Below are 346 nucleotides of genomic sequence, written 5' to 3' on the forward strand. Positions count from 1 at the left end.
CAATAAACGGTTTATAGTGGAATAAGATACTTGATTTTGTTGAATCTCTCCCCGCTTGATCAGTTGTTCATAGAACACGCTGACCGGCATGTGGAGGGATTCTTTTCTTATGTCCAGAATATGATCCTTATCATCCGGGGACAGTCTTCTGGAATTCCCCCGATCCGAGCGCCTTTTTGGCTTCAAGGCATCAAAACCGTTCCTCCGGTAATGAAGAAGCCACTCCTGTATGGTTTTGGCTGCGATTGTTCTTTCTCCGTAGTATGGAATCTGATGGATTTTTCCTTCCAACTGCTCAAAGTATTCCTTTGGCTCCATCTGCCCGTTCAAAAGAGGGGCAATCAAT

General features: G+C 44.8%; 1 protein-coding gene. It reads right to left on the reverse strand.

Features of this window, described 5'->3' with window-relative positions; translation table 11 throughout:
• A partial coding sequence (locus FS666_RS19510; protein ID WP_244943983.1) for a helix-turn-helix domain-containing protein occupies positions 1 to 345 on the reverse strand: 345 nt, incomplete at its 3' end.
• Between the last annotated feature and the right edge of the window lies 1 nt (position 346).

The organism is Siminovitchia fortis (assembly GCF_007681465.1).
GTDB classification, from domain to species: domain Bacteria; phylum Bacillota; class Bacilli; order Bacillales; family Bacillaceae_C; genus Siminovitchia; species Siminovitchia fortis.